Here is a 21,300-nt window from a genome sequence, read left to right as displayed (position 1 = left end):
ATTAGGCCAATCTTCCAGTTGCAAAAACGCCATGTGGATCGAATGCTTTGACTAGTCGATCTTGAACGATTGCCAAGGGGCTTGTTAAAGGGTTGTCTTTTAGTGAGCTGAGCATTGCTTGGGTTTTATTGCTTGCTCTAAAAATACTTGCATGGCCATTGGCTTTGAAAGCAATCTTCTTCGCACTTTCTGCATCTAGTTGACCTTTCCACCAGCGCTGTCCACCATGCCATTCAATCAAGCTTGTGCCTGGTAAATCTAATGGCTCTGATGTAGGTGCTACTGCAAAGCGCCAGAGCGGTGATTCGCTTGCCTCATTGAACCAAGTATTTTTTTGCTCTTTTAAATCATTCCAAAAAATAGCGGCTTGCTCATCATCAATGACTTTCATGCCGTATTTTTGACCAAAAGTTTGGATCGCTGATTGAACAGCTGCTTTGGCGCCACTTAATCGAAGGTGAAGCGTGCCTGAGCCATCGCCTTGCCAGCAAGAAGCACTCAACGGCCATGGTTGGCTGGCCAGTAGGTTCATTAACTGGATGGCTTCAGCTTGAGTGATTTGAGTTGCAACCGTGGCACTCGCTGCTGGCTTTGGTAAAACTTTGATAGAGACATCTAGTAGCAGTCCCAACGTGCCGAATGAACCTGGCATTAATCTTGAGACATCATAGCCAGCCACGTTTTTCATGACGGTGCCGCCAAAGTTCATGATTTGAGCTTGTCCGTCCATGATTTTTGCGCCTAAAACAAAGTCTCTGAGGTTGCCAGCGCTCACGCGACCAGGACCAGCTAAGCCTGCACAAACCATGCCACCAATGGTCGCGTTAGCGCCAAAGTGTGGAGATTCAAATGAGAACTGTTGATTCTTTTCTGCAAGGATTGATTCAACTTCTTTGATTGGGGTGCCAGCCTTGACTGTGATCACGAGCTCATCAGGTTGATAACTCACGACGCCTTGGTAGTCTTTGGTTGATAGAGGTGTGCCTTTGAGCTCGCCACCTAACCAATCCTTAGAGCCAGAGCCTGTGATGCGCAATAATTGTTTGGCTTGAACTGCGCCTTGGATTTGCTCTGCAAATCCTTTTAATAACTGATCACTCATTTAGAAGCGCTCCAATTCTGGGTGAGGTAAAACGCCACCAGTGACGCGCATACGACCATATTCAGCGCAACGATTAAGCGTTGGGATTGCTTTATCAGGATTCAATAATTTATCTGGATCAAACGCTGCTTTTACTTTCCAGAAAAGTTCGCGCTCTGAATCACTGAACTGAACACACATCTCATTGATCTTCTCAATGCCTACGCCGTGTTCACCCGTGATGGTTCCACCAAGTTCGACGCAAGTTCTTAGGATGTCACTACCAAATGCTTCGGCGCGATGCCATTCAGCTTCATCCGCTCCATTGAACATGATGAGTGGATGCATGTTGCCATCGCCTGCGTGAAACACGTTCATGCAGCCCAGTTGATACTTCTTTTCCATTTCTTGAATGCGTTTTAGTAATGTCGCAATGTGTTGACGTGGAATGGTTCCATCCATGCAGTAGTAGTCAGCAGAAATTCTGCCGGCAGCTGGGAAAGCATTTTTTCTGCCGCTCCAAAACTTCAGACGCTCAGCTTCATTTTGTGAAACTTGGATACGAATAGCGCCGCTGTTTTTTAGAACAGCTGTCATGCGTTCAATTTCTTCAGCCACTTCTTCAGGTGTGCCATCTGATTCGCACAACAAAATCGCCGCTGCGTTCACATCGTAACCAGCATGAACAAATTCTTCCACAGCACGGGTGGCTGCCTGGTCCATCATCTCTAGGCCTGCAGGAATGATGCCTGCTGCAACAATCGCTGCAACGGCATTGCCACCTTTTTCTACATCGTCAAAGCTGGCCATGATGACTTGTGCCAATTGTGGTTTAGGAACTAACTTCACAGTCACTTCTGTGATCACAGCTAGCATGCCTTCACTGCCCACCAAGATTGAGATCAAATCTAATCCCGGTGCATCTGGTGCCAGGCTGCCAAACTCAACCACTTCACCACTCATCAAAATGCCGCGCACCTTCAGAATGTTGTGAAGTGTTAGACCGTACTTCAAGCAATGCACGCCACCTGAGTTTTCACTCACATTGCCGCCAATCGAACAGGCAATTTGAGAGGATGGGTCTGGAGCGTAATACAAACCATGTTTTGCCACTGCTTCAGAAATCGCTAAATTTCTAACGCCAGGTTGAACCACAGCGGTTCTAGCAATAGGATCAACATGAATGATTTTCTTGAGTTTTGCCAGTGATAGCACCAAACCTTGAGAAATCGGCATGGCGCCACCTGAAAGACCTGTTCCTGCGCCTCTTGGGACGATTGGCACCTGTAATTCTTTACAAACCTTGATGACTTCAACGGCTTGGGCCTCGGTTTCTGGGAGGGCAACTGCCAAAGGCATTTGGCGGTACGCTGCCAAACCATCGCATTCATAAGGGATTGTGTCCTCGGGCTCCCAAAGTAGGGCGTGCTCGGGTAAATGAGGCTTCAAAGCCTTAACCAGATGGGCTTGGCGGGCTTTAATGAAAGCCTCGGAGTTCTCGTTAACAGTGTTCATATGTCTCGATTTTCGGTGGTTTAGCTCTATTCTAGCCATTTCCCTATAATCAGTCATATGGGTAAAAGATTGACACAAATTGCAACACGCACAGGCGATGCTGGCACCACCGGTTTAGGTGATGGTCAACGCGTTGATAAAGACCATCTCAGAATCTGCGCCATGGGCGACGTTGATGAGCTAAATTCAGAAATTGGGGTCTTGATCACTGAAGATATTCCTCAGTCAATTGCCACTGAATTAAAAGAATTATTTTCTACGGTCCAACACGATTTATTCGATTTGGGTGGAGAGTTATGCATTCCTAACTACACCTTGCTCAAAGAAGAGCAGGTTGCTCAGCTAGATGTTTGGCTTGAAAAATACAATGCCAGCTTGCCTCGCTTAGAAGAATTCATTCTTCCTGGTGGCACGCGTGCAGCAGCCCAAGCTCATGTGTGTAGAACTGTTTGTAGAAGAGCTGAGCGTTCAATCGTGAAATTGGGTCGTCATGAGCCTATTCATGATTCGCCACGTCAATACGTCAACAGACTTTCAGATTTATTGTTTGTTTTAGCTCGCGTACTCAATCGCGCTGCAGGCGGCACTGATGTTTTGTGGAACCACAAAAAAGACCCCGAAGGGTCTTGATTGCTTAGTTAGTTGTTGACTGAGTTGAATGCTCAGTTAGTAAACTGCCAGATCACTTCTTGCGACGCTTTTTAACACCTTCCGCAAGGATCTCTAGTACATCCAAAGAGTCATCCCAACCAATGCAAGCATCAGTGATGCTGGTGGCGTATTTGAGTTCTTGAGGATTGTCTTTGCCTGGAGTGAATTTTTGTGCTCCAGCAAATAAATGACTTTCCACCATCACACCAAACACTTGTTTTGAGCCCTTGGCCAATTGACCGGCAATGTCCTTCGCCACTTCAATTTGACGCTCGTGCTGTTTGCTTGAGTTAGCGTGAGAGCAGTCAACCATCAATGAAGCTGGTAATTTAGAGGCCTCAAGCTCGCTACAAGCTTTAGCGACACTTTCTTCATCGTAGTTCGTAGTTTTGCCGCCACGAAGAATCACGTGACAATCGCCATTACCTTTTGTTTCAACAATCGCCACTTGACCATTTTTATGAACTGACAAGAAGTGGTGTGGGCGGCTGGCTGATTGAATCGCATCGGTGGCAATTTTGATATTGCCATCAGTGCCATTCTTAAAACCAATCGGTGCTGAGATACCAGAAGCAAGTTCACGGTGAATTTGGCTTTCTGTGGTTCTCGCTCCAATCGCGCCCCAAGAAATAAGGTCCCCGATATATTGTGGAGAGATCACGTCCAAGAATTCACTACCGGCAGGCATGCCCATGCGGTTGATTTCAATCAAAAGGTGACGAGCAATTCTCAAGCCTTCATCAATGCGGTAGCTTTCATCTAGGTATGGGTCGTTGATCAGACCTTTCCAGCCCACCGTTGTGCGAGGCTTTTCAAAGTAAACGCGCATCACGATTTCTAATTCGCCTTCATACTTTTTACGTTGCTCTAATAATTTATGAGCATAAGCAATTGCTGCACTTGGATCATGAATAGAGCATGGACCAATGATCACCAAAAGACGATCATCTTTGCCATGCATGATCTCGCGAATCTTCTTTCTGGTTTTACTGATCAATTTCTCAACAGATGTTCCTTGAATAGGAAAGAAGCGAATGAGATGCTCTGGCGGTGGCAGCACCGTGATGTTTTGAATGCGGGCATCATCAGTCTCTGACGTTTTATCAATACTGGCATACCAGCTGTCTCTTGTGCTGAGAGATTTATCAACCATTTCATTAACTCCTTTTTCTATTACCGTCATTCTTAAATCTGTAAAAAAAAACCGCCGTTAGTGTCGGCGGTTATTTTGAGTGCTGGAAATTTATGCTTGAATTTCTGCCTCTCGACCGCCGTGGGCTGAGAACCAAAAGTAAAAGAAATAAAATTTATTTGCAGACATGGGGTTAATGTAGCACAGTTTTATTTACTTTAGTGATTAAGCCGTTCCGCCAACCGTCATATTGTCAATCCTCAGGGTTGGCTGGCCAACGCCCACTGGCACGCTTTGGCCTTCTTTGCCACACACGCCGATGCCGCTATCTAAGTCCATGTCATTGCCAATCATACTGATGTCTTTCAAGGACTCAGGACCATTACCAATGATGGTGGCACCTTTGACGGGGTACAAAATTTTGCCGTTTTCAACCCAATAGGCTTCGGATGCTGAAAACACAAATTTGCCGCTGGTGATGTCTACTTGGCCGCCACCAAAATTAGCGGCATACAGACCTTTTTTGATACTGGCGATAATTTCTTGTGGATCTTCTTTGCCACCCAGCATATAAGTGTTCGTCATGCGAGGCATTGGCAAAGATGCATAGCTTTCACGTCTGGCATTGCCGGTCGTTGGCATTTTCATGAGACGAGCATTCAGACTGTCTTGGATATAACCTTTTAGAACACCGTCTTCAATCAAGGTTGTGCATTGTGTGGGTGTGCCTTCATCATCAACAGACAAAGAGCCACGTCGACCTGGAATGGTTCCATCATCGACGACCGTGACACCCTTGGCAGCAACTCGTTGACCTATCTTGCCTGAGAACGCTGAAGATCCTTTGCGATTGAAGTCGCCTTCAAGGCCGTGGCCAATCGCTTCATGCAGTAATACTCCTGGCCAGCCTGGGCCTAAAACAACCGTCATCGGTCCCGCAGGGGCAGGTCGTGATTCAAGGTTGACCAAGGCTGAGCGAACCGCTTCATCAATCCAATGATCAATCTTATCTTTGACAAAGAAGTGATAGTCAAAACGACCGCCACCACCTGATGAGCCCACTTCGCGACGACCATTTTGTTCTGCAATCACTGTGATTGAAATGCGTACCAGTGGGCGTATATCGGCTGCTAGAACACCGTTTGCACGTGCCACCAACACCACATCAAATTCACCAGCAAGGCCGGCCATCACTTGCACAATGCGAGGATCTTTGGCTTTGGCTTTGCGTTCAATATCTTCAAGAATGGCAATTTTCGCTTTTGCATCAAGACTGTCCAATGGATTGAATGACTGATACAAAGCATGGGTGGCCGGTGTGTTCCATTTGGGGCTGATATAGGTGCTCTTCTGTTGAGCGCCGATCACGCGCGTTGCTTCAGCGGCATTTCTTAATGCCAAAGCACTGATTTCATCAGAGTAAGCGAATGCTGTTTTGTCATGGCTGACTGCGCGAACGCCAACGCCTTGATCAATGCTAAAGCTACCTGATTTCACTATGCCTTCTTCAAGACTCCAAGATTCATTGTGGGTTCTTTGAAAATATAAATCAGCATCATCTAATTGATGGGTGTGCATGTGCGCAAGCGTCTTCTGAAGATCTTGCTCAGAAATACCTGCTGGCGCCAAAAGAATTTCTTTTGCAATATTTAAAGCATCAGCTCGACTGAGATGAAGAGGGTTTTCTAGTGCAAGAGTTGAATTCATTATTTTCTTTAGATGGTGCGATGTTGTAGTGAGGGTAATTTTGCTCGAATTTCATTAATTCTGCTCTTATCCAAAATACCCAGGGTAAATCCTTCACCTTCTTTGAGTTCCGACTGAATCTCGCCCCAAGGATCGATCAGCATGCTTTGACCCCATGTCCTTCGGCCATTCGTGTGCTGGCCGCTTTGAGCGCTCGCTAACACGTAAGATTGGTTTTCAATGGCCCTTGCTCTTAGGAGGATCTCCCAATGAGCTTTGCCGGTGGTGTGAGTAAAGGCGGCTGAAATAATGTGGCAATCAACAGGGCCAATTTGCCTATACAACTCCGGAAAGCGAATGTCGTAACAAATAGTCACGCCGAATTTCCAATCAACACCATTCTTTTGAATGCTGAAATTGCAAGGTAGTGAACCAGGCTCAATCGTTTTTGACTCTTGGTATTCTTCAGCGCCTTGCTTGAAGCCAAACAAATGAATCTTGTCATACCTGCTGATAACCTGACCCTCTGGATCAAAAACCAAGCTTGTATTTTTAACTTGATGCTTGGTTTGAGCAGTTAAGGGAATGGTTCCGGCAATCAGATGAATTTGGTTCTGTTTCGCCATTAGGCTCAAAGCATCTTGCATGTGGCCTTGACCAAAATCTTCTCTGATGGTGACCTTGTCTTGATCTGTGTGCCCCATCAAACAAAAATACTCCGGCAAGACCATGACATCAGCGCCAGCTTGTTTTGCTGCTTGGATTAATTTTTGAGCCGTTTGTAAATTTTCCTCAACAGAAGCAGTTGAAGTCATTTGAATTGCGGCAACAGTTAATTGATTTGGATTCATTAACTTGATATTAACTCTGATCTACTTTTTGGTGGGAGTTTGTTGCTTCAGTAAAGATTTATCCCGAATCTCTTTTAGTTGCTTCTCATCCAGTGGCTTACCCTTGTTATCAAGCGCAATAATTTGCGGGTTTGCCCAAGTGCCTTGAACAAGATAATCTAATTGGAACAGCTTGCTAACTTCGTCTGCAATCAAGTATTGACCAACCATGGTGCTAAGACCAATGATTGGGTTAATGAATGTATAAGCCAAAGAAGCGGAGCCAGCATTAAAGTTAGGAACAACCGTGATCCTGATGTCTTGGTTTTCTTGAATCAAATCAGCTTTGCCAGTTAAGCGAATATTTCCTTGAGGCCCGCGCATACTCAAATCTTTGATGTTGGCAATGCCATTATTAATGGAGCCAGTTGAAGTGATTCTGTCAAAAGGAGTGCCTTGGGTCACAATTGGTTTGAGTACTCCACCAATATCCAATGTGGCAATTCTGCTTAAGCCTTGAAAACTGAGAACGCCAAGCAATCGTGCAACACCTGGATCGACTTGCAAAACAGTTCCTTTGATCAGATCTAGAGATAGTTCCGCATTCAAAGACTTGATATCAAATTTGTAAGGGGCATTGGCCCAATGAATTTGTCCAACCAGCTTGCCCGAGCCATCATCAATCGTTTTTGGATAGCCCAGTTTCGATAAAAGCTTGCCAGCATTATTGATATCTAAATCAAAATTCAATTCTGTTTTTCCAGCATTCAACTGCTTGGTTTCTTTGGGAAGAATCCATCTGCCGGTTGCATTGATTTGTGCATCAGCTGTTTTCAAAAATAACTTTTCAATCTTCCAGTCATTTTTATCATTGCTGGCAAGTAATTCCATTTTTCCATAAGACTTATTATTAAAAATAAGCTCATCAGATTGAATGTCTAAAGCCGGAATCTTTTGAATGCGTTTATTGACACCCTTGGTGAGGGTGTCGCCAGACTCGGTATTTTCAATCACTAACTGCTGAAGGCGTGCTGTTAGCTTTCCTTGAGGGAAGCCGGCGCGCGCTGATTTCCACTGCACCAAACCTTTGGCAACTGGTGATTGAATGCTGGCATGCCATTGGTCTTTGTCGTGAGTGGCTTGGATGGCAACATCTTTGAATGATCTATCAGCCAATTTAAGGTTTTTAATTTTTGCTGAAACAGTGTCAATATCAAAATCTGAACCGGTCGAAGCATTGGCATTTGCTTGTTTAGGTGATTCAGGGAAGTTTTTATCGAGCCAGTTTTGCCAAGCTGACACATCCAGCTGGTCTAAAACAATGGTGCTTGAAAAACCTTGTTGTGGGATGTATCCAGGGGCGTTGATGCCAAGGCCAAGGCGAACTTTTTGATTGGCGCTAGAGAGAAACTTGGCATCAATGATTTTGCCTAGCTTTAATTGACCTGAGGTCGCCTTATCTGAGCTCTCACTTAAATTACTTAAATTAAATTGACCAGTTAGCGCTTGACCAGATTTTTTATTGAATGGGGCTGGGAATTGAGAGTTGAGTTGATCGAGCTTTAGACTCAAATCTAGCTGATAGCCCTTCGAGCGAATGGCAAGCTTTCCGTCGTAAGAAATCAAACCATTCAACTGCGCTTGTATTTTTTTAACTTCAGATGAGCTTGAAGTGTTTAAAGCCTGGATTAATTGATCGATATCAACCTTGCCTGAAACCTTCATGTCTGATGATGTTTGCCAAGGTAATTTGTTCGCGTTATCGATCAAAAGCTCACCACCCAGCAATTGCGCTCTTAGATTTCGGCCAATGATGTTTTCTTCAGAAAATAAAATATCGCCTGATATTTCTTGCACATCTAGTCTTTGGTTAATTCTGGCCTGATTTCGATCGAGCTTCACTTCACCTTGTAATTTTGTTTCTTTGGTGTCATTGAGCGGCATATCAATGTTTATTTTTAATTGAGCATTGCCTGAGATCTCAATTTTTTTACTGATGGCTTCAATGCTTTTTCCTGAGGGACTGTCAACGTAGTACTTGAGTAATTCTTGACTCGCGCCTTTGGCAACGCCGTTGATTTTTAATGTGGCAGTTGGGCTAACAATATTTTCAACAACACCTTCAATATCAGTTAGCTGAACACTTTCAAAAGAAGCTCTTTTCAAATCAAGCTGAAGTTGTGGGCCTTTGAATAAAACAGTACCGTGTACATCTGAAAAGTCTGACCATTGCCCCTGCTTTTTATCAGCAGTGGGAGCCGGTGAGTATTGAACTTGCTCAATCGGTAAGTTGAGCTCAAAAATACCGGGGAATTTGGTGTCAAATGGAATGTGCAGTGGATCACCATGAATGTGGATTTGACCATTGCGTACGCGACCCTCTTTCAGCGCTGCATTCAAGTAGGTTCTTGCAGTCTTTGACATCTCCAGTGGGAAGTATCTGGTTAAGTTTTTGACGCTTGCTTCCAGAATGTCTGCTTTGACGTAAAGATCAGCGGGAGTTTTGGCGGTTTTAGCTTTGTAGTTGGCATCAAAGATCAAATTGGCTGAATCGTTCTTTAGTTTTAGCTTGCTGACTTGATATTCAAGGCCAGCATCTTTTTTAAGCCATTTGATTTTTCCCTCGATCAAGTCCAGGGCCAGATTGTCGTTTTCTAAAATCTGAGGAAGGGTGATGAATGTATCTTCACTATCCAGGGCAAGCTCACCGCCAAGCTCGGTTGCATAGAGTCTGCCAGTTAGATTGGCTATTGAGAGCAGGCCTTTTTTCTCAGGCTTGAGATAGGCTTTTTCAAAATCAAATGAGAGTTTGTAATGAGATTCATTGAATCCTGGAATTTTGATATTGAACGGCAGCTTGCTCGCCTCCGCATGCCAATTGGCATCTAAATTCTTTAGCATCCCTGAAGGTTGATATTGCTTGATGAATTCAGTGATGTCTTTTGGAAGGGGGAATTGTTTCGCTAGTTGCTCAACCAGATTAATATCAATCTCATCCGCTTTAACTCCAGCGTGAGTGATCGCATCGATATTGGCGGCCATATCCCAGTAAATGCTGATGCCGTTAAGTTCCTTTGAGGCAGATTTCTCATTCACTTGCCACTTGAGTAAAGGAGCGCTGACAGACATTTTTTTGCCAGAAGTCTTTTGCTCGAGTTCTACGTCAACTTTTGCAATTTTCAGCGGTGCACCAAGGCGCGGCCATTCAATGTGAAGATTTTGTGCAGCAAGTTTTGTTGAGCCGCCATCCAGTGCGCCATCATCGATGTAGGTACGTCCTTGAGAGTTGAGTTGGCCAGAAATAACATCGATTGGACTATCAAATAATTGATTGACCTTGGCGATGTTCAGTTCGTTGATTTGCCACTCAAGTCTGCCAACCCAGTCTTTCCAGTTGCCGGCATTACCAAAAATACTGTGTCTGAAATCCGCCTTGATGGATGCGGTATTTGAATGCCATGGTGTTTTGATATTTAGATCAATGGAATGCTTGAACCAAGCATTCTTTAATTCCAGGGATTCTATTTCTAGAGAATATTGACTGCTTTGAAAGCGCTGATCAAGCCAATTAATTTTGGCATTCTTAATTTCAATGCTGTCTTGTTCAAATAACCAATTACCAAATTTATAACCAGCACTTGATTGATCCAGTTTGATGCCAGCAATATTCCAGTTACCTTTTGAATCTCTTTGTATCTCAATCGAAGCATCATCGAAGCTCAGTTCATGAAAATGAGGTTCTAGTTTCCATAGAGTCTCCCAAGATAACTTTCCCGTTACTTGAGGGATGCTTAGTTTGGGCGTATTGGAATCATCAAGCTCATAAACCTTGATATTGTCAATTTTGAATGCTGGCCAAAGAAAATCCCAGCCAGTTTCAATTTTTTCTATTTTTAAATGAACGCCCAGCGTTTGACTGATTACCTGCTCAAAAGAAGCTTTATTTTTTTCAACTTGTGGCCAGATATAAAAGCGCGTCAGCAGTTGGGCAGAAACAAAAAGCAGGGCAATCAACAAAAGTAGCCATTGAGCTCTTTTTTTCCAAATGGCAAGTCTGTACTCGTCAACTTTAAGCTGACGGATGCTTCCTAGGGGGTTGAAATTGGATAACCATGACATTTTTATAATTATGCTGTAGCCGAGCAGGTATTGATAGCGATAACATGATACCTATGACAACAATTCACTCAAAACTTTCCTTACTTTTAGACCATTCAGCCTATGCCGTGCGTTGGCTTACTGCCCGCCCAGAGTGGTCTTTGGAAATTGGCGAAATGGCTGCAAGCCCTGTGAGCGAAGCTGTGATTGATGGTTTGTTAAGGGCTGCGCTGCCAAGTCAGGCAGATCAAGTGCAAAGTATTGATGATTTAGCGGCTAATTTACGTCTCGCACGCCAGAAGTTCATGTTGCTGATCGCTGCCCGAGATTTTAATGGCGCAGCGGATGTTCAAGAAGTGACGCAGGCCATGAGTTGCTTTGCTGAAAAGGTCACTGCCGTGGCAATCGAAGCGATCCGACAAGATATCAAGCCAATGGTTGGTGAGCCGCTCAATCATCATGGAGATTACTCGCCCATGATGATTGTTGGCATGGGTAAGCTTGGTGGGCGTGAACTCAATGTCTCATCTGACATTGATTTGGTCTTCTTGTATGAGGAGGAGGGTGAAACTCAGGGCGGTTCAAGAAGTATTTCTCATCAAGAGTGGTACACCCGGGTTGGTAAACGCCTGATTGCCTTGTTGAGTGAGCTGAGATCCGAAGGTTTTATATTCAGAGTGGATATGCGCCTAAGACCCAATGGCGATTCTGGTCCTCTGGTTTGTAGCTTGGGAATGCTCGAAGAATACTTCTGTGTTCAAGGTCGTGAATGGGAGAGGTATGCATGGATCAAGGGACGGATGATTTATCCCTTGCCTGATATGTCTGCTTATGAAAGATGCCAAAAAGGTTTGCAAGACTTAGTCAGACCTTTTGTCTACAGACGCTATCTTGATTTTGGCGTGATTGCTGCGATCAGAGAGCTGCATGGGCAAATTCAGCAGGAAGCTGAAAAGCGCAGTCTGTTGCATCCAGAAAGGGCCGCGGATGTGAAGTTGGGGCGTGGTGGAATTCGTGAAATTGAATTCATGGCGCAAATGTTTCAGTTGGTGCGCGGCGGTCAAGACCCAGGTTTGAGAATTCGTCCGACTTTAGAAGTTTTGAAAGCTGTTTTTGAGCGTCAGTTGATTGGTCAAGTGGAGCTTGATCAGCTGACCAATGCTTATACCTATCTTAGAAAGTTGGAGCACCGCCTGCAGTATTGGGAAGATGCTCAAACGCATCACCTGCCTGGAGATGATGCTTCTCAGCAAAGATTGGGTTTGGCGATGGGTCATGCCACCTTGGATGAGTTCAAAAAGCAATTGGCACAACACCGAGACAATGTGGCCAAATTATTTGCCGATGCTTTTGTGTTGAAAAAGCATCAAGCAGAAGTTGATGAAGATGGCGCCAATCTCGCGGTGTGGACGCCACCTGCTGAGTATTTGGCTTTGACTGAGAAATGGAATGAGTGGTGGGGCAGTGCGCGTTGGCGCTCATTATCTGACTCATCGAGAAGAAAGTTCACGCAATCAATGTCTGCAGCGATGAGTTATGTCGAGCAGCAGGGTTGGGCCTTATCAAGATCGGATGAGGTCATGGTGAGAATGATGAATTTATTGGATTCAATCTCTAGGCGTGCATCGTATCTTGCGTTATTGAGTGAGTACCCTCATATTTTGAGTAGGCTGATCTCATTGATTTCAGCTTCTAAGTGGGGCACTGATTATTTGATTCAGCACCCACACTTATTGGATGACTTATTGACTGGTCAAGGTCAGTACACCCCAGAGGACCATCCTGCCGTTTATTGGACAAAGCTCAAAGCTGACGTCAATATTTTGCTCGATGATGCGATGGACAATGGGGACCAAGCAGAGCAAGCCATGGATATTCTGAGGCAAGTTCATCACACCGAGACATTCCTGACCTTGTTAGCAGAATTGGGTATTGGGCGAGATGAACCATTACCGATTGAAAAAGTAAGTGATCGATTGTCTGCCTTGGCTGATTTGATTCTTGGTTTGACTCTGGAAAGAGTTTGGCCAATGGTGGCCAAGAAGTTCCAGTTAAATGAAGTGATCCCGCCTTCCTTTGCAGTGATTGCCTACGGCAAGCTTGGTGGTAAAGAGCTGGGCTATGCATCAGATTTAGACATTGTCTTTTTGTACGATGCTCCGGAATCTGATCAGATGGCAGGGGAGATCTACGCTTTGTTTGCAAGACGCTTGATCGCATGGCTCACGGCGTCTACTTCGGCAGGCATTCTTTTTGAAATCGATACTCGTTTAAGACCCAATGGTGCAGCAGGATTGTTGGTGACCAGTATTGATTCATTCAGGCGTTATCAATTGCGAGAGGGTGATAACTCTGCATGGCTTTGGGAACATCAGGCTTTAACTCGCGCACGTTTTTGTGCCGGTGATGTGGCGATTGGTGAGAAGTTTGAAAAAATCAGATCAGAAGTATTGGCTCAGGAAAGAAATGAAGCTTTACTCAAGCGAGAAATTCTAGAGATGCGCCAAAAGGTCAGCGAAGGCCACCCCAATGACTCAGGCTTATTTGATATCAAGCATGACAGTGGTGGCATGGTTGATATTGAATTCATTGTTCAGTATTTGGTCTTGCGTTTCAGCCAAGGTCACCCAATACTTTTGGGTAACTTGGGAAATATCGCCTTGTTATCTTTGGCCAGTGAGGAAGGTTTGATTCCAAGTGATCAAGCATTGAAGGCTGCGAATGCTTATCGCCTTTATCGTGAATACCAGCATCGAATCAGATTGGATGGGGCTGATAAAACCAGGGTCTCTCAAGAAGAGATGGATGCCGCTTTGCTTGAGGCGCGCGCGACCGTTAAGGCGCTTTGGGAGAGAGTGTTACCTGCCGAGTAATTCTCGGGCGTGACGTCTGGTGGTGTCTGTGATTTCAGTGCCACCCAGCATCCTGGCAATTTCTTCAACGCGTTCTTGTCTGCTCAAGATTTGCATGCTTGAGATGGTCACATTGTCTTGGCTTTGCTTTGCAACCTTCCAATGTTGATGACCTTCTGCAGCCACTTGAGGTAGGTGGGTCACACACAAGACTTGATGCGCTTGTCCTAATTCTTTTAAACGCTTTCCAACTGTTTCTGCAACGGCCCCACCAATCCCTGAATCTACTTCGTCAAAAATCAAAGTGGGGATTTGGCTTGCTTCAGAAGTGATCACACTGATGGCCAAACTGATTCGAGCCAACTCGCCACCAGAGGCTACTTTTGCCAATGGCTTAGGTGTTGCGCCTGGGTGACCAGCCACCAAGAATTCAACTTGCTCTAAACCATGAGCATTGCCTTCTTCGAGAGCTTCAATTTGGATTGCAAATACACCACCTGCCATGGCCAAGTCTTGCATGGCTGCTGTTACTAGAGTTTCTAATGTTTTTGCTGCCGCGATTCTTTCTTGGCTTAACTTTTTAGCGCTCTTTAAGTAAGCCGCTAAAGTTTTGCTGAGATTTTGCTCAAGTGCACCTAAGTCTTGTGAGTTTTTAATCGCAGTGACCTGTTCCTGAATCTCTGCCCATTTTTCTGGAAGATCATTGGGCATCACTTTGAATTTTTTAGCAGCGCTGTGAAGTGCTTTTAATCGCTCTTCAACAGTTGCTAAGCGCTCAGGATCGACATCTATTTTTTGTAAATAGCGATTCAGACTGTGACTTGCTTCACCAATTTGTATTTGAGCGGATTCAATGGCAATTTTTGCATCTTCTAAATTGCTATCCAGTTTGGCTAAATCGGTAATCTCATTAAATGCCTTCGAGAGTAGCTCTTCAGCATTGCCTTCTTGGTCTTGCAGCGCTTGAATAGCGTTTTGCGAGCCTTCAATGAGTTTTGCTGCATTCGCTAAGCGCGCATGATCTTGCTCAATCTCTGCCCATTCACCAGCTTGTGGTGCTAGTGCATCGAGTTCTTCAAGCTGCCATGCCAAACGTTCTTGTTCTTTTTGTAAGTTCTCACCAGCATTCTTTGCAAGTTCTAATTGCTTCTTGGCTGTTTGCCAGGCTTGATACAGTTGTTTGACTTCTGCAACCAACCCATCAAGGTTGGCTTGATTGTCTAAAAGATCTCTTTGGGCGCCAGACTTAAGAAGTAATTGATGTGCGTGCTGTCCGTGGATATCAACCAAGAAGCTTGAAAGTTCTTTGAGTTGACTCAATGTCGCTGTGCCACCATTGATGAAAGCTTTGCTGCGCCCAGAAGTATCAATCACTCTTTTGAGAATGATGGTTGAACCATCATCTTCGGTGGCGAAGTCTTGCTCTTCTAGCCAAGCGGAAATGATTTTTTTAAGAGGGTCGCTCAAGGAAAAAATTGCAGATATCTCTGCACGATTTTTACCTTCTCTGATTTGGCTTGGATCTGCTCGTTCTCCCATGGCCAAAGAAAGTGCGTCGAGCAAAATAGATTTGCCTGCACCAGTCTCGCCAGTAAGAACGGTGAAGCCACTTTCTAAATCGATGTCTAGTTCATCGACAATCACAAAGTCGCGAATATATAAGCTGCGTAACATGGTTAGAAAGAAGAAGGGTGTTCGTTCCAGTGCAACTTCTGTCGAAGAGCCCTGTAATCGCTGTGATCAATTGGATGAAGCAGCGTGATTGTTTTTTGAGATTGCTTGATTCTGATTTGATCGCCCACCTGTAGTTGCGTGAGTGATTGCATGTCAAAGTTAACGCTGACATCTTTGCCACCAATTAATTCAATTTCAATCAATGAGTCACTTGGCAAAACAATCGGGCGGTTAGAGAGAGCGTGAGGAGCAATAGGTGCTAGCACCACGCCTGCCACTGATGGGTGAAGAATTGGACCGCCTGCAGACATCGCATAGGCTGTTGAGCCGGTGGGTGTTGCCACAATCAAACCATCAGATCGTTGGTTGTACATGAACTGACCATTCACTCGAACAGTGAGTTCAAGCATGCCTGAGATACCAGAACGATTCACAACAACATCATTCAAGGCAGAGCCTGAACCTATGACTTGATCGTTTCTGAAAACTTCAGCCTCAAGCAAATACCTGATATCAGATTCATTGTGACCTTTGAACATTTCGGTTAAAACCAATTCCACATCTTGGAGTGGAATGTCAGTCATGTAACCAAGGGTACCCATATTGATACCAATCAAAGGAACATCTTGACCTGCAATTTGTCTTGCGATGCCAAGCATCGTGCCATCGCCACCCAAGACAATCACCAAATCAATATTCGACTTAAATTCTTTGGCTGCAATACTCGGAATCTGAGTAATCGTGGTGTTTTGAGCTGTTTCTGCCTCTAAAAAGACCTCGCACCCTAAGTTTTTAAGGATGTTGGAGAGGTTTAAAAGCATGTGCGCAAAGCCATCCGCCTGGTATTTGCCTACCAAGGCGATTTTTTTAAAATGTCTTTGAGCGCTTTTTGTCTTAAGATTTGACATGTTGATGATTAAACCATAGCCCCAATAGCCCTACAATTGCTAAATGATGGATGACCGTTCAAAAAGCCTACTAAAAACCCTGATTGAGCACTATATTGCCGACGGCCAGCCCGTTGGCTCTCGCGCTTTGTCTAAATTTTCAGGCTTGGACTTGTCTGCTGCGACGATACGCAATGTCATGGCTGACCTGGAAGATATGGGTTTTGTGGCCAGTCCGCACACTTCTGCTGGGCGCATTCCAACGCCCAAGGGTTATCGACTGTTTGTTGACACGATGCTCACCGTCAAGCCAGTCGAAGAAATCATGGCTCACGAAGCACAAGATGCTATTCAGGCAGACGCTCCGCAAAGAGTGGTGGCAGCAGCAGCCCAGGTTTTATCTAACTTATCTAATTTTGCCGGGGTCGTGATGACCCCAAGACGTTCAGAAGTTTTTAAGCAGGTTGAGTTTTTGAGGTTGTCAGAGAAGCGTGTGCTTTTAATTTTGGTGACGCCTGAAGGTGATGTGCAAAACAGAATTATTCTGACCGAGCGAGACTACGGCCCATCTGAATTGATTGAAGCCAGTAATTATTTGAACAGTCAATTTGCGGGGCTGAGCTTCTTTGCAGTCAAAGAAAAATTGCGCCAAGAGTTAGAAGGTATCCGCTCAGGCATCTCGTCTTTGATGGAAGCCGCTTTAAAGGTGGGCGCAGAAAATGCCAAGCCAGATTCAAACATGATCATCTCAGGCGAAAGACGTTTGTTGAACGTTGGTGATCTTTCTTCTGACATGGTTAAGTTGAAACAATTGTTTGGTATGTTTGAAGAGAAAACCGAGTTGCTTCAGCTATTGGATGTTTCTTCTCGAGCTGAAGGTGTTCAAGTATTCATCGGTGGTGAAAGTGAGTTGGTGCCCATGGAAGACATGGCAGTGATCACGGCACCGTACAGTGTGGATGGAAGAATTGTTGGTACCTTGGGAGTGATTGGCCCAACCCGTATGGCATATGAGAGAGTGATACCGATTGTTGATATCACGTCAAAATTACTATCAAGCGCTTTGAGTAGCGGCATTTTTAATAAGTGAGGAAGTTTTATGGCCATTAGTCGCCAAGCGCAACGCACAGCAGTTTTGTTGATTAACCTAGGTACGCCAGATGCTCCAACTGCTGCAGCTGTGAAGCCGTATCTCAAGCAATTTTTATCTGATCCACGCGTGGTTGAAATACCTAAAGTTATTTGGTGGTGCATTCTCAATCTGATTATTTTGCCGATTCGCTCAGGCGCATCAGCAAAAAAATATGCCAGCGTTTGGATGCCTGGTCCTGATGGTGGGGCGCCATTATTGGTGCACTCAAAAAATACTGCCAAAGCTTTGGAGCAAAAGTTCATTGCACAAGGCAAAGATGTTTTAGTTGATCTTGCCATGCGTTATGGCAACCCAAGCATGGAATCTGTTTTAAAGAAACTTGAAGCGCAAGGCATGGAAAGATTGTTGATCTTGCCTTTGTACCCTCAGTACTCAGCAACGACCACCGCTTCTACCTTTGATGAAGTTTTTAGAATTGTGAGTGGCTGGCGCAATCAGCCAGAGCTTCGTTTGATCAAGCACTATCACGATCACCCAGGCTACATCAACGCACTCAAAGAACAGGTTGAAACTTATTGGCAAGCTCATGGTCGCCCTGACTTTGCTGCTGGCGATAAATTGTTGTTTTCATTCCATGGTGTGCCTAAGAGAACTTTGGATAAGGGTGACCCTTATCACTGTGAATGCCATAAGACCGGTCGTTTACTTCGCGAGGCTTTGGGTTTAACTGCTGAAGAGGCGATGGTGACATTCCAATCTCGTTTCGGTAAAGCTGAGTGGTTAAAACCATACACGGCACCAACAGTTGAATCATTGGGTCATCAAAAAACTCGTCGCTTGGATATTTTTTGCCCAGGTTTCCCGGCTGATTGTTTGGAAACATTGGAAGAGATCGCCATGGAAGTGCGCGATGAATTTTTGACAGCCGGTGGCGGTGAGTATCACTACATTGCTTGTTTGAATAACAGCCCAGCATGGATTTCTGGTTTGTCAGAAATAGCCAATGAACATTTGGGTGGTTGGCCACAAGTGCCAGAGTCAGAGCAAGCTTTGGCTTTGAGCATGCAAAGAGCGGCGGCGTTGGCTGATAAAAAATAAAGTTAAAGCCAAGTTAAAGCCAAGATAAAGCAAAAATAAAGTAAAGATAAAGTGAAGATAGGGCCTTGAAATCTGATTTTTAGGCCCTATATGGTCATTTATTACACGAATAAATGACCTATGAGCCAAGATAAAAACCAAGAAGCACCTTCAACTTCACAAGAAAATACTCATGAAATCAATGAGTTGAATCAGGCTGCGAAAGAATCAGACGTATCTGGTGCTGCTGATGCAGCCAAAGCCCCTTTGACGCCTGAAGAAACCATTTTGGCTTTGGAAGCTCAAATCAAAGAGTTTCAGGACCAGTTCTTGCGTGCCAAGGCTGAAGTAGAAAATGCCCGCAGACGTTCAATGGAAGATGTGGCCAAGGCCCATAAATTTGCCATTGAAGGGTTTGCTGAGAATTTATTGCCCGTTTTGGATAGCTTGAATGCTGCCTTAACAGACAGTGGTGCAGACTCTGCCAAAATGAAAGAGGGCATCGAGTTAACCCTCAAGCAATTAGTTTCTGCTTTGGAAAAAGGCAGAGTTTTAGAGATCAACCCTGTTGGCGAGAAATTTGATCCTCATCGCCACCAAGCGATTGCAATGGTTCCTCATGAACAAGAGGCCAATACTGTTGTGACTGTCTTGCAAAAAGGCTATTTGATTGCAGACCGCGTTTTAAGACCTGCTTTGGTGACTGTTAGTCAACCCAAGTAAGGCCAAACAAACCAGGCCTTGAAATCAGATCATTCATCCCCAAATTACATACATAAAACAATTTTTAGGAGTTAAGCATGGCAAAGATCATCGGTATTGACTTAGGAACAACAAATTCTTGCGTTTCAATTTTGGAGGGTAATACCCCTAAAGTGATTGAGAACGCAGAAGGTGCTCGTACAACCCCTTCCATCATTGCTTATATGGAAGATGGCGAAATCTTGGTGGGTGCTCCTGCTAAGCGCCAATCCGTGACTAACCCTCGCAACACACTGTATGCGGTGAAGCGTTTGATTGGCCGCAAGTTTGAAGAGAAAGAAGTTCAAAAAGACATCAATTTGATGCCTTACACCATTGCAAAAGCTGATAACGGCGATGCATGGGTTGAGGTGCGCGGTAAAAAAATGGCCCCTCCACAAATCTCTGCTGAAGTTCTTCGCAAAATGAAGAAGACGGCTGAAGATTACTTGGGTGAAGAAGTCACTGAAGCAGTGATCACTGTGCCTGCATATTTCAATGACAGCCAACGTCAAGCAACCAAAGATGCTGGCCGTATTGCTGGCTTAGATGTTAAGCGCATCATCAACGAACCAACTGCAGCAGCACTTGCTTTTGGTTTGGACAAGCAAGAAAAAGGCGATCGCAAGATTGCGGTTTATGACTTGGGTGGTGGTACGTTTGACGTATCAATCATTGAGATTGCTGATGTGGATGGCGAAAAGCAATTTGAAGTGTTGTCAACGAACGGTGACACATTCTTGGGTGGTGAAGACTTTGACCAACGCATCATTGATTACATCATTGATGAGTTCAAAAAAGAACAAGGCGTGGATCTTTCAAAAGACGTGTTAGCTTTGCAGCGTTTGAAAGAAGCTGCTGAGAAGGCGAAAATTGAATTGTCATCAAGCGCTCAATCAGACATTAACTTGCCATACATTACGGCTGATGCATCAGGCCCTAAGCATTTGAACATCAAAATGACTCGCGCAAAATTAGAGTCTTTGGTTGATGACTTGATTTCTCGCACGATTGATCCTTGCCGCACAGCCATCAAAGATGCTGGCGTTTCTGTGGGCGATATTCATGATGTGATCTTGGTAGGCGGTATGACTCGCATGCCTAAGGTTCAAGAGAAAGTAAAAGAATTTTTCGGTCAAGAGCCACGTAAAGATGTGAACCCAGATGAAGCGGTTGCTGTAGGCGCTGCGATTCAGGGAGCAGTTTTATCAGGCGATCGTACCGATGTGTTGTTGTTAGACGTGACACCTTTGTCATTGGGTATCGAAACATTGGGTGGCGTGATGACGAAAATGATCACAAAAAACACCACGATCCCAACCAAGCATGCTCAAGTGTTCTCAACAGCAGAAGATAATCAGCCTGCAGTGACCATCAAGGTGTTCCAGGGTGAGCGTGAGATGGCTTCAGCTAACAAAGTGTTGGGTGAATTCAATCTTGAAGGTATTGCTCCAGCCTCACGTGGCACACCACAGATTGAAGTATCTTTTGACATTGACGCTAACGGTATTTTGCATGTGGGCGCCAAAGACAAAGCAACTGGTAAAGAAAACAAAATCACCATTAAAGCTAACTCTGGTTTATCTGAAGATGAAATTCAGCGCATGGTCAAAGATGCCGAAGAAAATGCAGAAGAAGACAAGAAGTTGCGTGAAATGGTGGATGCCAAAAATACAGCGGAAGCTTTGGTTCATTCAACCAAGAAAGCCCTTGAAGAGCACGGTGCTTCTTTAGAGGCTGATGAAAAAGAAAAAATTGAAGCGGCCATGAAAGACTTGGAAGAAGCAGGCAAGGGCACTGATAAAGATGCCATTACTGCGAAAACTGAAGAGTTGGGCAAGGTTAGTCAGAAGTTAGGTGAAAAAGTGTATGCTGCGATGGCTGAAAAAAACCAAGCAGCCCAAGCTGGCGGTGATAATGCTAAACCTAAGGACGACAATGTCGTTGATGCAGAATTCAAGGAAGTAAACGACAAGAAGTAAG

14 protein-coding genes are annotated in these 21,300 nt (G+C 44.7%); 6 read left to right on the top strand and 8 right to left on the bottom strand.

Going from position 1 to position 21,300, the window contains the following annotated elements:
- Window position 1: 1 nt before the first annotated feature.
- Window positions 2–1,102, bottom strand: a complete 1,101-nt coding sequence (gene glcE / locus GQ367_RS07200; RefSeq protein ID WP_215290302.1) for a glycolate oxidase subunit GlcE — start codon at window positions 1,100–1,102, stop codon at window positions 2–4.
- Window positions 1,103–2,596, bottom strand: coding sequence for an FAD-linked oxidase C-terminal domain-containing protein (locus GQ367_RS07195; protein ID WP_215290301.1), 1,494 nt, complete (start codon window positions 2,594–2,596; stop codon window positions 1,103–1,105). It lies immediately after the preceding gene.
- Window positions 2,597–2,653: 57 nt separating this feature from the next.
- Here GQ367_RS07195 and GQ367_RS07190 point away from each other — a divergent pair, with 57 nt between their 5' ends.
- The gene (locus GQ367_RS07190; RefSeq protein ID WP_215290300.1) at window positions 2,654–3,226 is read left to right on the top strand and encodes a cob(I)yrinic acid a,c-diamide adenosyltransferase; all 573 of its coding nucleotides are present in this window, start codon (window positions 2,654–2,656) and stop codon (window positions 3,224–3,226) included.
- Between the two features lie 52 nt (window positions 3,227–3,278).
- Here GQ367_RS07190 and GQ367_RS07185 read toward each other — a convergent pair whose 3' ends face one another.
- The 4 genes from GQ367_RS07185 to GQ367_RS07170 all read right to left on the bottom strand — a co-directional run bounded on the left by GQ367_RS07185 (window position 3,279) and on the right by GQ367_RS07170 (window position 11,014).
- Window positions 3,279–4,400, bottom strand: a complete 1,122-nt coding sequence (locus GQ367_RS07185) for a 3-deoxy-7-phosphoheptulonate synthase (RefSeq protein ID WP_215290299.1) — start codon at window positions 4,398–4,400, stop codon at window positions 3,279–3,281.
- A gap of 204 nt (window positions 4,401–4,604) precedes the next feature.
- Window positions 4,605–6,086: a metalloprotease TldD gene (gene tldD / locus GQ367_RS07180; protein WP_215290298.1), complete on the bottom strand. Its 1,482-nt coding sequence runs from the start codon at window positions 6,084–6,086 to the stop codon at window positions 4,605–4,607.
- A gap of 8 nt (window positions 6,087–6,094) precedes the next feature.
- Window positions 6,095–6,916 (bottom strand): carbon-nitrogen hydrolase family protein, encoded by an 822-nt coding sequence (locus tag GQ367_RS07175; protein ID WP_215290297.1) that lies wholly within the window; start codon window positions 6,914–6,916, stop codon window positions 6,095–6,097.
- Between the two features lie 21 nt (window positions 6,917–6,937).
- Window positions 6,938–11,014 carry a YhdP family protein gene (locus GQ367_RS07170; protein ID WP_215290296.1) on the bottom strand — a complete coding sequence of 1,359 codons (4,077 nt, stop codon included), beginning with the start codon at window positions 11,012–11,014 and terminating at the stop codon, window positions 6,938–6,940.
- A 53-nt stretch (window positions 11,015–11,067) separates the two neighbouring features.
- Here GQ367_RS07170 and glnE point away from each other — a divergent pair, with 53 nt between their 5' ends.
- Window positions 11,068–13,866 (top strand): bifunctional [glutamate--ammonia ligase]-adenylyl-L-tyrosine phosphorylase/[glutamate--ammonia-ligase] adenylyltransferase, encoded by a 2,799-nt coding sequence (glnE, locus tag GQ367_RS07165; RefSeq protein WP_215290295.1) that lies wholly within the window; start codon window positions 11,068–11,070, stop codon window positions 13,864–13,866.
- Here glnE and recN read toward each other — a convergent pair.
- Together recN and GQ367_RS07155 are read right to left on the bottom strand one after the other, a co-directional pair.
- Window positions 13,852–15,519: a DNA repair protein RecN gene (gene recN / locus GQ367_RS07160; protein WP_215290294.1), complete on the bottom strand. Its 1,668-nt coding sequence runs from the start codon at window positions 15,517–15,519 to the stop codon at window positions 13,852–13,854. The genes glnE and recN overlap by 15 nt on opposite strands.
- 2 nt (window positions 15,520–15,521) lie before the next feature.
- Window positions 15,522–16,427 (bottom strand): NAD kinase, encoded by a 906-nt coding sequence (locus GQ367_RS07155; protein WP_215290293.1) that lies wholly within the window; start codon window positions 16,425–16,427, stop codon window positions 15,522–15,524.
- Window positions 16,428–16,473: 46 nt separating this feature from the next.
- On the opposite strand from GQ367_RS07155, the gene hrcA reads away from it, so the two are divergent.
- The 4 genes from hrcA to dnaK all read left to right on the top strand — a co-directional run bounded on the left by hrcA (window position 16,474) and on the right by dnaK (window position 21,299).
- The gene (gene hrcA / locus GQ367_RS07150) at window positions 16,474–17,496 is read left to right on the top strand and encodes a heat-inducible transcriptional repressor HrcA (RefSeq protein WP_215291920.1); all 1,023 of its coding nucleotides are present in this window, start codon (window positions 16,474–16,476) and stop codon (window positions 17,494–17,496) included.
- A 9-nt stretch (window positions 17,497–17,505) separates the two neighbouring features.
- Entirely contained in the window at window positions 17,506–18,597 is a 1,092-nt protein-coding gene (hemH, locus tag GQ367_RS07145; protein ID WP_215290292.1) for a ferrochelatase, read from the top strand.
- Window positions 18,598–18,717: 120 nt separating this feature from the next.
- Entirely contained in the window at window positions 18,718–19,299 is a 582-nt protein-coding gene (grpE, locus tag GQ367_RS07140) for a nucleotide exchange factor GrpE (protein ID WP_215290291.1), read from the top strand.
- Between the two features lie 77 nt (window positions 19,300–19,376).
- The gene (dnaK, locus tag GQ367_RS07135) at window positions 19,377–21,299 is read left to right on the top strand and encodes a molecular chaperone DnaK (protein ID WP_215290290.1); all 1,923 of its coding nucleotides are present in this window, start codon (window positions 19,377–19,379) and stop codon (window positions 21,297–21,299) included.
- The last annotated feature ends 1 nt before the right edge of the window (window position 21,300 follow it).

This window comes from Polynucleobacter sp. MWH-CaK5 (assembly GCF_018687615.1).
Lineage (GTDB): Bacteria > Pseudomonadota > Gammaproteobacteria > Burkholderiales > Burkholderiaceae > Polynucleobacter.
Note: the sequence above shows the minus strand (reverse complement) of the source record. Positions and strands in the feature narration are given on the sequence as shown.

Coding starts and splice junctions, on each gene's coding strand:
- glcE (WP_215290302.1), bottom strand. CDS start 1,102: ATGAGTGATCAGTTATTAAAAGGATTTGCAGAGCAAATCCAAGGCGCA.
- GQ367_RS07195 (WP_215290301.1), bottom strand. CDS start 2,596: ATGAACACTGTTAACGAGAACTCCGAGGCTTTCATTAAAGCCCGCCAA.
- GQ367_RS07190 (WP_215290300.1), top strand. CDS start 2,654: ATGGGTAAAAGATTGACACAAATTGCAACACGCACAGGCGATGCTGGC.
- GQ367_RS07185 (WP_215290299.1), bottom strand. CDS start 4,400: ATGGTTGATAAATCTCTCAGCACAAGAGACAGCTGGTATGCCAGTATT.
- tldD (WP_215290298.1), bottom strand. CDS start 6,086: ATGAATTCAACTCTTGCACTAGAAAACCCTCTTCATCTCAGTCGAGCT.
- GQ367_RS07175 (WP_215290297.1), bottom strand. CDS start 6,916: ATGAATCCAAATCAATTAACTGTTGCCGCAATTCAAATGACTTCAACT.
- GQ367_RS07170 (WP_215290296.1), bottom strand. CDS start 11,014: ATGTCATGGTTATCCAATTTCAACCCCCTAGGAAGCATCCGTCAGCTT.
- glnE (WP_215290295.1), top strand. CDS start 11,068: ATGACAACAATTCACTCAAAACTTTCCTTACTTTTAGACCATTCAGCC.
- recN (WP_215290294.1), bottom strand. CDS start 15,519: ATGTTACGCAGCTTATATATTCGCGACTTTGTGATTGTCGATGAACTA.
- GQ367_RS07155 (WP_215290293.1), bottom strand. CDS start 16,427: ATGTCAAATCTTAAGACAAAAAGCGCTCAAAGACATTTTAAAAAAATC.
- hrcA (WP_215291920.1), top strand. CDS start 16,474: ATGGATGACCGTTCAAAAAGCCTACTAAAAACCCTGATTGAGCACTAT.
- hemH (WP_215290292.1), top strand. CDS start 17,506: ATGGCCATTAGTCGCCAAGCGCAACGCACAGCAGTTTTGTTGATTAAC.
- grpE (WP_215290291.1), top strand. CDS start 18,718: ATGAGCCAAGATAAAAACCAAGAAGCACCTTCAACTTCACAAGAAAAT.
- dnaK (WP_215290290.1), top strand. CDS start 19,377: ATGGCAAAGATCATCGGTATTGACTTAGGAACAACAAATTCTTGCGTT.